Source organism: Streptomyces sp. SudanB52_2052 (genome assembly GCF_964272415.1).
GTDB lineage: Bacteria > Actinomycetota > Actinomycetes > Streptomycetales > Streptomycetaceae > Streptomyces > Streptomyces olindensis.
Map to the genome: position 1 here is coordinate 2102474 of NZ_OZ186796.1, position 14938 is coordinate 2117411.

Below are 14938 nucleotides of genomic sequence, written 5' to 3' on the forward strand. Positions count from 1 at the left end.
GAGAGCCATCGTGCCTCGTACCGTCAGGGACGTCGTCTTCGTCGACGGCGTCCGCACCCCGTTCGGCAAGGCGGGCCCGAAGGGCATCTACCACGAGACCCGTGCCGACGACCTGGTCGTGAAGGCGATCCGGGAGCTGCTGCGCCGCAACCCCGGTCTCGACCCGAAGAAGATCGACGAGGTCGCCATCGCCGCGACCACGCAGATCGGCGACCAGGGCCTGACCATCGGCCGCACGGCGGGCATCCTCGCCGGGCTGCCGCAGTCCGTGCCGGGTTACTCCATCGACCGCATGTGCGCCGGCGCCCTGACCGCCGTCACGACGGTGGCCGGCTCCGTCGCCTTCGGCGCGTACGACATCGCCATCGCGGGCGGTGTCGAGCACATGGGCCGTCACCCCATGGGCGAGGGCGTGGACCCGAACCCGCGGTTCGTCTCCGAGAAGCTGGTCGACGAGTCGGCCCTGTTCATGGGCATGACCGCGGAGAACCTGCACGACCGCTACCCGCAGATCACCAAGCTGCGCGCCGACGAGTACGCCGTGCGCTCCCAGGAGAAGGCCGCCAAGGCGTACGCCAACGGCAAGATCCAGGCCGACCTGGTACCGATCTCGGTGCGCCGGACCAACCCGGAGGGCGGCGAGACGGGCTGGGGCCTGGTCACCGCCGACGAGCCGATGCGCCCGGGCACGACCCTGGAGAACCTCTCCGGTCTGAAGACGCCGTTCCGCGTCCACGGCCGGGTCACCGCCGGTAACGCGGCCGGTCTGAACGACGGCGCCACCGCCTCCCTCATCGCCTCCGAGGAGTTCGCGCGGGAGCACGACCTCCCCGTGAAGATGCGCCTGGTCTCCTACTCCTTCGCGGGCGTGGAGCCGGAGGTCATGGGCTACGGCCCGATCCCGGCCACGGAGAAGGCGCTGGCCCAGGCCGGTCTGTCGATCTCCGACATCGGCCTGTTCGAGATCAACGAGGCCTTCGCCGTCCAGGTCCTGGCCTTCCTCGACCACTACGGCATCGCCGACGACGACGAGCGCGTCAACCAGTACGGCGGCGCCATCGCCTTCGGCCACCCGCTGGCCTCCTCCGGCGTCCGCCTGATGACGCAGCTGGCCCGCCAGTTCGAGGAGCAGCCGCACGTCCGCTATGGCCTGACCACCATGTGTGTCGGCTTCGGCATGGGCGCGACGGTCATCTGGGAGAACCCGCACTTCGAGGGGGACAAGTGAGCACCACCGCCGAGCTTCTGAAGCAGGCTTCCGAGCTGTTCCCGGACGAGGTCGTCACGAGTGCGCACGTACGCCACTTCGACCTCCCCCAGGGTGCGGGCCGCTTCGCCCTGATCACCCTGGACAACGGCCACGACCACACCAAGCCGACCACGTTCGGCCCGGCCTCGCTGGCGAACCTGAACGCCGCGATCGACCAGGTCGAGAAGGAGGCGGCGGACGGCGAGATCGTCGGCGTCGGCATCACCGGCAAGCCGTTCATCTTCGCGGTCGGCGCCGACCTCAAGGGCGTGGAGATCCTCAAGGAGTACGAGCACGCGCTCGCCATCGGCAAGGGCGGCCACGAGGTCTTCAAGCGGCTGTCCAAGCTGGCCGTGCCGACCTTCGCGTACTACAACGGCGCCGCGATGGGCGGCGGTGTCGAGGTCGGTCTGCACTGCACCTACCGCACCGTCTCCGCGGCCCTGCCGGCGTTCTCGCTGCCCGAGGTCTTCCTCGGCCTGGTCCCCGGCTGGGGCGGCTGCACGCTCCTGCCGAACCTGATCGGCCCCGAGAAGGCCGTCTCGGTGATCATCGAGAACAGCCTCAACCAGAACAAGCAGCTCAAGGGCAAGCAGGTCTACGAGCTCGGGATCGCCGACGCGATCTTCGAGGGCGCGGACTTCCTGGAGCAGTCGCTGATCTGGACCGCTTCCGTCCTCAAGGGCGAGCTGGAGATCGAGCGCCCGGTGATCGACCGCGGCGAGGCCTGGGACCAGGCCGTCGCCAAGGGCCGTTTCATCGCGGACTCCAAGGTGCACGGCGCCGCCCCGGCCGCCTACCGCGCCCTGGACATCATCGCCGCCGCCAAGAACGGCGACCTCCAGCAGGGCTACGACGCCGAGGACAAGGCGCTCGCCGACCTCATCATGGGCGGTGAACTGCGCGCCGGGATCTACGCCTTCAACCTGGTGCAGAAGCGCGGCAAGCGCCCCGCCGGCGCCCCGGACAAGAACCTGGCCCGCCCGGTCACCAAGGTCGGTGTCGTCGGCGCCGGTCTGATGGCCTCCCAGCTCGCGCTGCTGTTCCTGCGCCGCCTCGAGGTGCCGGTCGTGCTGACCGACATCGACCAGGAGCGCGTCGACAAGGGTGTGGGCTACGTCCACGCAGAGATCGACAAGCTGCTCGGCAAGGGCCGCATCAACCAGGACAAGGCCAACCGCCTCAAGGCGCTGGTGACCGGCGTCCTGGACAAGGCGGAGGGCTTCGCGGACGCGGACTTCATCATCGAGGCCGTGTTCGAGGAGATGGGCGTCAAGCAGAAGGTGTTCGCGGAGGTCGAGGCGGTCGCCCCGGCGCACGCGATCCTCGCCACCAACACCTCCTCGCTGTCGGTGTCGGAGATGGCGTCGAAGCTGAAGCACCCCGAGCGGGTCGTCGGCTTCCACTTCTTCAACCCGGTCGCCGTGCTGCCGCTGCTGGAGATCGTCCGCGGTGAGCAGACCGACGACGCCTCCCTCGCCACGGCGTTCGGTGTCGCCAAGAAGCTGAAGAAGACCGCGGTCCTCGTGAAGGACGCCCCGGCGTTCGTCGTGAACCGCATCCTGACCCGCTTCATGGGCGAGATCCAGAACGTCATCGACGAGGGCACCCCCGTCGAGGTCGCCGAGAAGGCCGTCGAGCCGCTCGGCCTGCCGATGTCGCCGCTGGTGCTGCTGGAGCTGGTCGGTCCGGCCATCGGCCTGCACGTCTCGGAGACGCTGAACAGGGCGTTCCCGGACCGCTTCACGGTCTCCCCGAACCTCAAGGCGGTCGTCGAGGCGGGCAAGCGCGGCTTCTACGTCTACGACAGCGGCAAGCCCGAGCTCGACCCCGAGGTCGCCGCGCTGCTGAAGCAGGGCGACAGCGTCCTGACGGAGGAGCAGGTCCGTGACCGCGTCCTGGACGCGGTGGCGCAGGAGATCGGGCTCATGCTCGACGAGGGCGTCGTCGCCGAGGCGCAGGACATCGACCTCTGCCTCATCACGGGCGCCGGCTGGCCCTTCCACCTGGGCGGCATCACGCCGTACCTGGACCGCGAGGGTGTCTCCGAGCGCGTGAACGGCAAGAAGTTCCTGGCTCCGGGCGTCGCGAGCGTCCCGGCGTAACGCGCCACCCCTGAGGGGGGCGGGACGTGCGGTAACAATCCGCACACCCGCCCCCCTTTGTCTATGCCGCCACAGATAGGATCCTCACACAATCCGACCATTGTTTACCTGGCTCTGACGGTCTCCACCAGAGACCGCCGGGTGTCCTCGAAGGAGTCTTCCGTGGCGTCCTCCCGTCGCCGAACACCCCGACGCCGGGTCTGGCCCAAGATCAGGCTCCTGCTCCTCGTGGCCGTGGTCGCGGCCGGCGGCACCGCCCTCTATCCCGTGTGGAAGGCCGCGAACCCGGACCCGCCCGAGCTGAAGGTCCGCTACCGGACCGACACCCCGGCCACGGCCGCGGCGGCCAAGCCGTCGCTGGAGGTCTTCAACGACACCGGCAAGTCCCTGCCGTTGAGCGACGTCACGCTCCGGTACTGGTTCACCGCCGAGGACTCCGCCGCGTACGCCTTCAACTGTGTGAACGCCGTCTTCGGCTGCTCGAACGTCGCCGGGCGGGTCGTCGCGATGGACAAGCCCACCGACACCGCCGACCACTACCTGGAGCTCCGGTTCACCGAGGGCGCCGGCGACCTGAAGCCCGGCGCCAACAGCAAGGGCATCGACGTCCAGCTGTTCCGCACCGACCACAAGAAGCTCAAACAGTCCGACGACCGCTCCTTCGACGCCGGGATGACCTCCTACAAGGAGGCCGAGAAGGTCACCGCCTACAAGCGGGGCGTCCTCGCCTGGGGCGAGGAACCGGACGGCACGAAGGCGAGCGACGAGAAGAAGACCAAGGCCGAGGCCGCACCCGACCCGCTGCCGGCCCCGCCGGCCGGGGTGCTGTTCGACGACTTCTCCTACCAGGGCCCCAAGGACCCCGCCCTGTTCAAGCACGGCTGGCTGGTCCGCACCAGCAAGGGCGGCCCCGGCATCGAGAACACCTGGTCGGCTCAGGGCGTCAGCTTCCCCACCGCCGAGGGCTCCCACGCGGACGGCCAGGTCCTCAACCTGCGCGCGAGCACGGACGGCACCAAGGCGGGGACCAGGCAGGCGAGCCTCGGCACCGCCGCGGCCAAGTTCCGCGACGGCACCTACGCGGCCCGCATCCACCTCAGCGACGAGCCGGCCAGCGGGGACGGCGGCGACCACGTCAACCAGACCTTCTACACCATCGGCGGCAAGGGCTCGACGTACAGCGAGCTGGACAACGAGTACCTGCCGAACGGCGGCTGGGGTCGGCCCGGGCCCAAGCTCGACACGGTGACCTGGTACGACCACAAGACGAACGACCGGGTCTACGAGACCACGAACAAGAGCCTCGACGCCTGGCACACCATGCTGATCAGGGTGAAGGACGGTGTCGTCGCCTACTGGCTCGACGGCAGGAAGCTCTTCGTCAGCAGCGGGAAGTACGCCCCGCGAGCTGACATGTCCGTGAACTTCAACCACTGGTTCATTGATCTGCCGTTCAAGGGGGAACGCGCCTGGGACATGAAGGTCGACTGGCTGTACTACAACGCGAACGAAACGCTGTCGGCGAAGGAGGTCCAGTCCGAGGTGGAGGACTTCACGAACGACGGCATGCACTACTTCGACACGGTCCGGGGGTCCGGGTGAGGAAGAAACAACCAGTGGTGAGTCGGCGCAACGCGCTGCTCCTGGGCGGAACGGGAGGGGCCGCCCTGGCGGGCGGTGGCGCCTGGCTGGGGAACGTGGCGGCGCAGCCCGCCGCCGCTCCGGCGGTCGAGGCGGCCATCGGCGGACTGACCACCCCGCCGGCCTACGCGCCCTCGGGCCGCCGCCCTAAGTACCGCCGGGCCAGTTGGTCCCAGCAGTTCCAGTCCGGCCACGGCTGGACCCCCGGCGGCGCGGGCACGGCCTCGGCCGAGGCGAACGACAAGACGCAGTTCGTGCGCGGCACCCAGTCGGTCCGGGTGACCACCAACGGCACCGGCAAGCAGTCCTACGTGCGCAGGACCGGCCTGCCCGCGATGAGCCTGACCGGCAAGATGATCCGGCTGGTCTTCCGCGTCGACGACGTGACGAACCTGGCCAAGATGGTCTTCTACCTGGGCAGCGGTTCCCTCGCGAACCACTTCTCCTGGACGTTCCACGCACACTCCAGGACGGCGGCCAACTACGTCCAGTCCGGCGAGTGGGTGACGGTCCACCTCCAGTGGGCGGACGTCGCCGGGGCGGCCGGCACGTACTCCATCGGCGCCGACGGCAAGCCGTCCACGAAGACCGGCTTCACCGACCTGTCGTTCGCGGTGTACGACAACGCGGGCGGCCCGGTCACCTACCGCCTCCAGGCCGTGGAGCTGATCCCGGACACCGTCTCGGTCTTCCCCAAGGGCGTCGTCTCCATCACCTTCGACGACTCCCACAAGTCGGTCCACGACCTGGCCCGGCCGGTCATGGACCGCTTCGGCTTCCCCGGCACGGTCTACAACATCGCCGACGCCATCGGCAGCGGCAGCTTCCTGACGGTCGACCAGATGCGGTCGATGCAGGACTTCTCCGGCTGGGAGATGGCGGGTCACTCGTACGCGAACGCCGTCCACACGGCCAGCTACCCCAAGCTCACCGCCGAGCAGGCCGACGACGACTTCCGCAAGCTGCGCGAGTGGCTGGTGTCCAACGGCTTCACCAGCGAGCACTTCGCGTATCCGCACGGGGCGTTCCAGAAGACGACCGACGGCGTCCCGGTGGACCAGATCGCGAGCCGGCACTTCACCACCGCCCGGTCGATCATCTCCGAGACCATCGAGTCCTTCGCCCCGGCGATGCCCTACCGCCTCAAGGCGCTGACCGGCATCAACGACGGCACGGGCATCGGCGGTACGGCGCTGTCGAAGCTGACGGGCGCGGGCGGCCGGCTCGACCGGTGCGTGAACAGCGGCGACTGGCTGATCCTCTGCCTGCACAAGGTCGTCGACGGCGCCCCGGCCACGAGCACCGAGATCGGCAAAGCGGGCCTGGAGACACTGATGCAGGCGATCGACGACCGGGACATCCCGGTGCTGACGGTCGAGGAGGCGATGGCCTCCTACACCTGAGGCCCGGCCACACGAATACGCACGAGAGAGGGGCGGCCACGGGGCCGCCCCTCTCTTCGCTCTTCCACGGCTCTACCAGCCGCCCTGACCGTTCCCCTGCTGCCAGTTGGGGTTTTCCTGGTACGGATAGGCGCCCTGCTGCGGATACTGCTGCTGGTACGGGTCGGGATAGCCCTCGTACCCGCCCTGCCACTGCTGCTGCCCGGCCGGTGCGGGCGTCCCCCAGGTCACGGGCTGCTGGGGTACGTGCGCGTGCTGCTCGTCGTAGCCGGGCAGCGGCTGGGGCTGGGCCGGGATGCCGCCCGCCGGGCGGGGCCGGGTGCGCAGGGCCACGCCCTCCAGGCGCATCAGCTGGAGCGTCTCGGTGACCTTCTTGTCGGAGTACGGGTCCTCTTCCTCGAAGATCTCCGTCACATCGCTCTCGTGGTCACCGGCCACGGACACCTCCACACCGCCCTGGCGGGTGCCCCAGGAGCCCTTGTGCAGGGTGAACAGGGCGTAGAAACGCAGCGGGGTGAGGAGGGTCAGCTGGATCACGCCGTAGATGGGCGCGAGCAGGAACATGCCGAACCGCTTGACGAAGCCCATGCCGCGGCGCGGGAAGTCCAGGTAGCGCACATTGCGGAGGTAGCCCATCAGGACCATGAAGACGAGGTAGTCGCCGATGTGGTTGACGAACTGCTCGGGCTTGATGATGGGCAGGATGACCATCGAGTAGAACATCGCCGAGCCGAAGACCAGCCACAGCGCGAGTTCCATGCAGGTCAGCCAGAAGGCGGGCCGGTACTTCTTCTGGTGCCGGAACGCCCACAGGGACTCGCGGAAGAAGGACTTGTTCCAGCGGACCTGCTGGCGCAGGAAGTGCGGCAGCTTCTCGGGGACGGCGGTGTAGCCGACGGCCGTTTCCTGGAAGACGACCTGGCCTTCCATCAGGCAGTAGTTGGTCATGCGGCGGTCGTCGCCGAAGACGGCCGGCTTGCCCAGGAACTGCTGGTTGAGGAAGTCCGGCAGGTACTTGCGCACCAGCGTGCCGCGGTACGCGGAGAGCGCGCCGCAGCAGCAGAGCACCGACTTCAGCCGGGAGTAGGCGGCCCGCTCGAAGAGGAACGAGTTGCCGTAGCGCAGGTCCTGGAGGCGCGTGAAGATGTTGCTGTCGTGGTTGAGCGCCAGCACCATGCCGGTGGAGGCCATGATCTTCTCGTCGGCCAGCGGCAGCAGCAGCTCGCGCACGGTGTCCCGGGAGAGCACGGTGTCCGAGTCGACGCAGAGGAAGATGTCGGAGTACGGCGCCGCCTCGAAGCCCAGCGCCAGCGCCTCGCGCTTGCCCTTGTTCTCGGGCTGCACGCTGACGGTGTACTTGACGCCCTTGGCCTCGAACTCGCGGCGCAGCTTCTTCGCCGCGCGGATGCCGGAGTCGTCGGCGCTGGCGTCGTCGATGATGTGGATCTCGTTCGGCAGGCGGCTCTGCGCGAGGAGGCTGCGCATGCCCTGCTCGAACATCACCGGGTCCTCGTTGTAGATCGGGATGACCGCGGTGACCCAGGCGTTCTCCAGGTACTCCAGCTCCTCCCGGCCGGCCTTGGCCGGACGGTAGAAGAGGGCGCCGAACATCTTCAGGGACAGCAGGCCCATGGCACCCATCGAGTACAGGTGCAGGGAGCCGGCGTCGAGCCGGGTGGCGATCAGCGCGGCCAGGCCCAGGAAGACGAAGTACGAGACCTTCAGGTGCCGCCGCTTGCGGTGCGCGCGGCGGCCGCCGGAATCGACGGCCCCGGGTATGTACGTGTCTTCGGAAGTCACAGCTTGACCACCCGCGGGTGGTCGGCGGACTTGCCGCGGGTGTCGAACAGCGCCCGGGCCCGGTCGGCGAGCTCCTCGAGGTCGATCTCGCGGTGCGGCTGGAGCAGGATGGTGAGGTCGGCCATCTCGGCGGCGGCGAGGTAGTCCTCGGCCCGCTCGACGGGGGCGCCGCCCGCCTGCCAGTCCTCGACCCGCGGGTCGAAGTAGACGAGCTCGGCACCGCGCGCGAGGAGGTTCTCCGCGACGGCCATGGCGGGGCTCTCCCGCTGGTCCGAGATGTCGGGCTTGTAGGTGACACCGAGCAGCAGCACCCGGGAGCCGCGCACGGCCTTGCCCTGGTCGTTGAGCAGGTCGGCCGCGCGGTTCACCACGTGCACGGGCATCCGCTGGTTGATCTCCTGCGCCAGCTCCACGAACCGGAACGGGATGCCCAGCGAGCGCACCTTGTACGACAGGTAGTTGGGGTCGATCGGGATGCAGTGCCCGCCGACGCCGGGGCCGGGGTAGAACGGCGCGAACCCGAACGGCTTGGTCGAGGCGCACCGGATGGCGTCCCAGAGGTCGACGCCGATCTCGCGGCAGAACATCGACATCTCGTTGACGAGGGCGATGTTGACGTGCCGGTAGGTGTTCTCCAGCAGCTTGGCCATCTCGGCCTCGCGGGTGCCCTTGGCCTCGACGACCTTGTTCACGAAACGTTCGTAGAGGGCGCGGGCCGCCTTGGTGCAGTCGGCCGTGATGCCGCCGACGACCTTGGGGGTGTTCTCCAGACCGAAGGAGGCGTTGCCCGGGTCGATGCGCTCCGGGGAGAAGGCGAGGTGGAAGTCGGCGCCGACGCGCAGCCCGCCGGCCTCCAGACGCGGACGGACGACCTCGTCGGTCGTGCCCGGGTACGTCGTGGACTCCAGCACGACGAGCGTGCCGGCCTTCAGGTGGGCGGCGATGTCGTCGACGGCGGCGTGCACCGCGCCGAGGTCGGGCGCCCCGTGCTCGGTGAGCGGCGTGGGAACGCACACGACGACCGCGGCGGCGTCGGCGATGACCTCCGGCCGGTCCGTGGCCTCGAAGCCCCGCTCCCGCATGGCGCGCACATCGGCGTCGCTGATGTCGTCCACGTGCGAACGTCCGGCGTTCAGTCCGTCGACGACCCGTCGGCTGCGGTCGAGACCGACCACCTTCAGGCCGGCTGCGGCCGCGGACCTGGCCAACGGGAGCCCCACGTAACCGAGTCCGACAACGACAAGATCCACCGTGGAGGATCTGCTCACGACATTATTCCCAACCCCGTTGCCACGGCCACGGCCAGACGCACAGCAACCGGCCCCCCGAGCAAATTCGAACAAGTCCGAGGAGGTTAACAAGACCTTCACTTTTTGACCACGTTCACCCGAGGTGCGTCTTGTCACGCACACATCCGTACAACCCTTGACACACTTCGTGTGTCCGGAGCGACGGGAACCCCACGAGGAACGGGTGTCAGACCTCCCGCCAGGCCTCCAGCGCGAGCCCCGGCTCCTCCTTGCGGCGGGTGAGCAGCAGCGTGCCGGTCGACGGGGAGAGGGAGGCCGCGACGACCTCGTCGTGCTCGTCGAGCGCCAGCGACACCAGGGCGTCGGCGGGCAGCGGAGGGCCGGACTCGGTCCACCAGGCACCGGCCGACTCCTGTTCGGTCGGATAGGCGGCGAAGACGACCCGGCCGCTCGCCGACCGCTGGGCGAGCACGGTGCAGTCGTGCCCTTCGATGTCGCAGCGCACGGCGGAGACCGGGCCCGGACCGGCGGACGCGAGGAGGGTCACCGGCTTCTCGCCCGGGCGCCAGGCGCACAGGTCCCCGGACAGGTCCGTGAAGAAGACGGTGGTGTGCTCGGCGGACGTGGCGAGCGCGCGCAGGGTCCCCGGACGGACGGGGACGTCGACGCCCTCGGTGCGCTCCGGCTTCTTCCCGTCCCCCTCCTGCCGCCAGTGCAGGATCCCGCCGGGCACGCAGGCGTACAGCTCCACGAGCCCCGACTCCCCGGTGACGGCCGCCAACTCGCCCTCGATGTCATGCCCTTCGAGGTCCAGCCAGCCTCCCCAGCCGCCCTTGACCTTCTGGTTGCGCAGGCTCACCCCGCCGCCCTGGTTCCGGACGAAGACGTAGCCGCGCCCCGCGCCGTCGACGGCGACGGCCGGCGGCCCCGTCCGGTCGCCCTTCTTGTCCGGGTGGCCGATCGGGATCCAGTCCAGGGGCGCGAGCCCGGGCCGGAAGTGCGTGGAGTGCACGAGCCCCGACTCCCCCGGCACGGTGGGCCGCCAGGCGGCCAGGTGGGCGTAACCGTCGGCGCCCTGGCCGACCGCCGGGCCCGGGTGCAGCTTCTGGTCGCCGCCCACCCTGCGGGGGGTGTCCTCCCAGGGGCCGGCGGGGCCGCGCTCCGCACGGCACAGGACGGCGTCGCCGGAGGGAAGATAGACGCTGAGGCGGCCGTCGCGGCCGCGGATGAGCCAGTCGCCGTTCACCAGTTCACTTTATGCGGGCCGGACCGCTCGGCGCGCGGCCCGCCCCTGCCAGGCCGTCGTCCCGCGTGCGACCCTGGCCACATGCCTGACCACATGCCCCCCGGCCCCGCGCCTCTCCTTGTCGTCGTCGACGCCGCGAACGTCGTCGGGTCGGTGCCCGACGGGTGGTGGCGGGACCGGCGGGGAGCCGCGGAGCGGTTGCGGGACCGGCTCGCGGTGGACGGGGTGCCGGGGGTGGACGGGCCGGTGGAGATCGTGCTCGTGGTGGAGGGGGCGGCGCGGGGTGTGGAGTCCGTGCCCGGGGTGCGGGTCTCGTCGGCGCCGGGCAGTGGGGACGATCACATCGTGGAGGTGGTCGCCGCGGCCGGCGACCGTGCGGTGCGGGTGGTGACGGCGGACCGGGAGCTGCGGAGGCGGGTGGCGGAGTTGGGGGCGGAGGTGGCCGGGCCGCGTACGGTGCGGCCGTAGGGGGCCGGGCCGGGGCCTCTGCGCAACTCGGTGCTTCCCCGGTGCTCGGCGTTGATGCGACGGCCGGGTGGGTCCGCAACCCGGCGGAGCGGGGTGCCGCTTCTTTGGGACGGGCGCCGCCCTCAGCGGCACGACTGCCCGCAGCTAAGCGGATTCGGAGGCACCCCGCCCGGTCGGCTAGGCCTGTTCCGGTGCCCTCGTCTGCTCTTCCTTGCCCAGGCGGCTGTGCCCGCGGCCGTACAGGAAGTAGAGGACGAACCCGGCGGCCATCCAGATCCCGAACCGCACCCATGTCTCCGCGGGCAGGTTGATCATCAGCCAGAGGGAGGCGCACACGGACAGGATCGGGATGACCGGGACCCACGGGGTGCGGAACGCCCGGTGCAGATCGGGACGGGTCCGGCGCAGGATGATCACGCCGATCGCGACGACCACGAACGCGAACAGCGTGCCGATGTTCACCAGCGCGGCCAGCTCCGTCAGCGGCGTGAAACCGGCGAGGATCGCGATCACAACGCCGAGCAGGATGGTCGGCCGGTGCGGGGTCTTGAAGCGCGGGTGGACGTGGGAGAAGAACCGCGGCAGCAGCCCGTCGCGGCTCATCGCGAAGAAGACGCGGGTCTGGCCGAGCAGCAGGATCATGCAGACCGTCGTGAGGCCGACCGCCGCGCCGAAGCTGATGAAGCCCGCGAACCATGGGTGCCCGGTCGCCTTGAACGCGTCGGCGAGCGGGGCGTCGACGGACAGCTGGCTGTAGTGCTGCATGCCCGTGACGACGATCGACACGAGGACGTACAGCGTGGTGCAGATCAGCAGCGATCCGAGGATGCCGCGCGGCATGTCACGCTGCGGGTTCCTGGTCTCCTCCGCGGCCGTCGCCACGACGTCGAAGCCGATGAAGGCGAAGAACACGACCGAGGCGGCGGTGAAGATGCCCATCACACCGAAGTTGGAGGGAGCCCAGCCGAACATGAGCTGGATCAGCGGGGCCTGGAGACTCTCCCCGGCCTCCACGGCCTTCTCCTTCGGGATGAACGGGTCGTAGTTGTCGCCCTTGATGAAGAACGCGCCCGCGATGATGACGACGAGGACGACCGTCACCTTGATCGCGACGACGAGCGAGGTGATGCGGGCGGACAGCTTCATGCCGAGGACGAGGATGCCCGTGAGGACCAGGACGAGCGCGGCGGCGAGGATGTCGAACCCGAAGGCGTCGGCGCCCTCCCGGCTGCCCAGGGCCGCGGGCATCTCCCAGCCCGCGTTGTCCATGAGCGACTGGATGTAGCCGGACCAGCCGACGGCCACCACCGCCGTCCCGAGCGCGAACTCCAGGACCAGGTCCCAGCCGATGATCCAGGCGGGCAGTTCGCCGAGGGAGGCGTAGGAGAACGTGTAGGCGGACCCGGCGACCGGGACCGTGGAGGCGAACTCGGCGTAACAGAGCGCGGCCAGCGCACAGGCGACGCCGGCCGCCACGAACGCCAGGGCCACCGCAGGTCCGGCGTTGTTCTTGGCGACGGTGCCGGTGAGAACGAAGATGCCGGTGCCGATGATCACACCGACGCCGAAGACGGTCAAATCCAGCGCGGACAAGGACTTCTTGAGCGCGTGCTCTGGCTCCTCGGTATCGAGGATGGACTGCTCGACCTTCTTCGTCCGGAAGAGGGTGCTGCTCACGGGGTACCTCCCACGCTTGTCGTCCTCGACATGATCGAGAGGGGGCATCGTTCGTATGCCCCGGCGGGGAAGGATTCACGCCAATGGGCCGGTTCCACCACCCTCACGGTGGTGGAACCGGCCCATTCGGCGGTTCGGTCGCGGGACCGGCCGCAGGCGTCAGTCGCGGGCGGGCTCCACGGCGTCCACGGCGTCCGCGGTGCTGCGCTCGTAGCGTCCGTCCAGCTTGGCGACCAGCCCGGTCACCTGCCGGGCGATGTCGGGCGCGGTGAGGCCGATCTCGGCGAGGACCTCGGCGCGGGAGGCGTGGTCGAGGAAGCGCGGCGGGATGCCGAAGTCGCGCAGCGGCACGTCGACGCCCGCGTCGCGCAGCGCCTGCGCGATCGCCGAGCCGACACCGCCGACCCGGCTGTTGTCCTCGACGGTGACGACCACGCGGTGCCGCTCGGCGAGCGGGGCCATGGCCTCGTCGACGGGTTTGACCCAGCGCGGGTCGACGACGGTGGTGGAGATGCCCTGCTTGTCGAGGAGGCCGGCGATCTCCAGGCACATCGGCGCCAGGGCGCCGACCGAGACCAGCAGTACGTCCGGCCGGTCCGAGCCGGGCTCGCGCAGCACGTCCATGCCGCCGACGTGGCCCACCGCGGGGACGGCGGGGCCGACGGCGCCCTTGGAGAAGCGGACCACGGTCGGCGCGTCGTCGACCGCGACGGCCTCGCGCAGTTGGGCGCGGACCTGGTCGGCGTCGCGCGGCGCGGCGAGGCGCAGCCCGGGCACGACCTGGAGGATCGACATGTCCCACATGCCGTTGTGGGAGGCGCCGTCGGTGCCGGTGATCCCGGCCCGGTCGAGGACGAAGGTGACGCCGCACTTGTGCAGGGCCACATCCATCAGGACCTGGTCGAAGGCGCGGTTGAGGAAGGTGGCGTACACGGCGAACACCGGGTGCACACCGCCCGTCGCCAGGCCGGCCGCGGAGACCGCGCCGTGCTGCTCGGCGATGCCGACGTCGTAGACCCGCTCGGGGAAGCGCTTGGCGAACCGGTCCAGGCCCACCGGCTGGAGCATGGCGGCCGTGATGGCGACGATGTCCTCGCGCTCCTCGCCGAGCTTGACCATCTCGTCGCCGAAGACGGAGGTCCAGTCGGCGCCGCTCGTGGCGATCGGCAGCCCCGTGTCGGGGTGGATCTTGCCGACGGCGTGGAAGCGGTCGGCCTCGTCCTGGAGGGCGGGCTGGTAGCCGCGGCCCTTCTCGGTGAGGCAGTGCACGATGACCGGGCCGCCGAACCGCTTGGCCCGGGCGAGCGCGGACTCCAGGGCCTCGATGTCGTGGCCGTCGATCGGGCCGACGTACTTCAGGCCGAGGTCCTCGAACATGCCCTGCGGGGCGATGAAGTCCTTCAGTCCCTTCTTGGCGCCGTGCAGGGTGTCGTAGAGCGGGCGGCCGACGACCGGGGTGCGCTCCAGGACCTCCTTGGTGCGGGCCAGGAAGCGCTCGTAGCCGTCGGTGGTGCGCAGGGTCGCCAGGTGGTTGGCGAGGCCGCCGATGGTGGGCGCGTAGGAGCGCTCGTTGTCGTTGACGACGATGACGAGCGGGCGGTCCTTGGCGTCGGCGATGTTGTTCAGCGCCTCCCAGGCCATGCCGCCGGTGAGGGCGCCGTCGCCGATGACGGCCACGACGTGGTCGTCGCGCTGCATCAGCTGGTTGGCCTTGGCGATGCCGTCGGCCCAGCCGAGGACGGTCGAGGCGTGCGAGTTCTCGATGACGTCGTGCTCGGACTCGGCCTGCGAGGGGTAGCCGGACAGGCCGCCCTTCATCTTCAGCCTGGAGAAGTCCTGGCGGCCGGTGAGCAGCTTGTGGACATAGGACTGGTGGCCGGTGTCCCAGAGCACCTTGTCCCTGGGCGATTCGAAGACCCGGTGCAGGGCGATGGTGAGCTCCACCACGCCGAGGTTGGGGCCGAGGTGACCGCCGGTCTTGGAGACCGCTTCGACAAGGAAGGTGCGGATCTCCTCCGCCAGCTGGTTCAGCTCCTCCAGGCTGAGCCGGTCCAGATCGCGCGGTCCCGTGATGCGGGTCAGCAGCGGCACCCGTGCCT

At 69.9% G+C, this 14938-nt stretch carries 10 protein-coding genes; 5 read left to right on the forward strand and 5 right to left on the reverse strand.

Translation table 11 applies throughout. The features are described 5' to 3' along the window. Positions 1-10 precede the first annotated feature (10 nt). The 4 genes from ACSUPV_RS09305 to ACSUPV_RS09320 all read left to right on the forward strand — a co-directional run bounded on the left by ACSUPV_RS09305 (position 11) and on the right by ACSUPV_RS09320 (position 6398). A complete protein-coding gene (locus ACSUPV_RS09305) occupies positions 11-1228 on the forward strand; it encodes a thiolase family protein (protein ID WP_031119107.1) in 1218 nt (405 codons plus the stop codon). Beyond that, positions 1225-3354 carry a 3-hydroxyacyl-CoA dehydrogenase NAD-binding domain-containing protein gene (locus ACSUPV_RS09310; protein ID WP_382610631.1) on the forward strand — a complete coding sequence of 710 codons (2130 nt, stop codon included), beginning with the start codon at positions 1225-1227 and terminating at the stop codon, positions 3352-3354. Before ACSUPV_RS09305 ends, ACSUPV_RS09310 begins: the two co-directional genes overlap by 4 nt. 162 nt (positions 3355-3516) lie before the next feature. Beyond that, on the forward strand, positions 3517-4956 hold the full coding sequence (locus tag ACSUPV_RS09315) for a cellulose binding domain-containing protein (protein WP_037758961.1): 1440 nt from the start codon (positions 3517-3519) through the stop codon (positions 4954-4956). 17 nt (positions 4957-4973) lie between these two features. After that, positions 4974-6398, forward strand: a complete 1425-nt coding sequence (locus tag ACSUPV_RS09320) for a polysaccharide deacetylase family protein (RefSeq protein ID WP_436947285.1) — start codon at positions 4974-4976, stop codon at positions 6396-6398. A 72-nt stretch (positions 6399-6470) separates the two neighbouring features. Here ACSUPV_RS09320 and ACSUPV_RS09325 read toward each other — a convergent pair whose 3' ends face one another. The 3 genes from ACSUPV_RS09325 to ACSUPV_RS09335 all read right to left on the reverse strand — a co-directional run bounded on the left by ACSUPV_RS09325 (position 6471) and on the right by ACSUPV_RS09335 (position 10694). Beyond that, positions 6471-8198 (reverse strand): glycosyltransferase, encoded by a 1728-nt coding sequence (locus tag ACSUPV_RS09325; protein ID WP_031119103.1) that lies wholly within the window; start codon positions 8196-8198, stop codon positions 6471-6473. Further along, positions 8195-9466 (reverse strand): nucleotide sugar dehydrogenase, encoded by a 1272-nt coding sequence (locus ACSUPV_RS09330; RefSeq protein WP_436947286.1) that lies wholly within the window; start codon positions 9464-9466, stop codon positions 8195-8197. The genes ACSUPV_RS09325 and ACSUPV_RS09330 overlap by 4 nt, the downstream gene beginning before the upstream one ends. Positions 9467-9674: 208 nt before the next feature. Beyond that, positions 9675-10694 (reverse strand): hypothetical protein, encoded by a 1020-nt coding sequence (locus tag ACSUPV_RS09335; RefSeq protein WP_436947287.1) that lies wholly within the window; start codon positions 10692-10694, stop codon positions 9675-9677. Between the two features lie 81 nt (positions 10695-10775). Here ACSUPV_RS09335 and ACSUPV_RS09340 point away from each other — a divergent pair, with 81 nt between their 5' ends. Next, a complete protein-coding gene (locus ACSUPV_RS09340; protein WP_037758955.1) occupies positions 10776-11162 on the forward strand; it encodes a hypothetical protein in 387 nt (128 codons plus the stop codon). Between the two features lie 177 nt (positions 11163-11339). Here the strand turns inward: ACSUPV_RS09340 and ACSUPV_RS09345 are convergent, their stop codons facing one another. Then, positions 11340-12839, reverse strand: a complete 1500-nt coding sequence (locus tag ACSUPV_RS09345; RefSeq protein WP_359791951.1) for an amino acid permease — start codon at positions 12837-12839, stop codon at positions 11340-11342. Between the two features lie 159 nt (positions 12840-12998). Continuing rightward, complete coding sequence (dxs, locus tag ACSUPV_RS09350; protein WP_031119098.1) at positions 12999-14930, reverse strand: 1-deoxy-D-xylulose-5-phosphate synthase; 1932 nt, start codon at positions 14928-14930, stop codon at positions 12999-13001. Between the last annotated feature and the right edge of the window lie 8 nt (positions 14931-14938).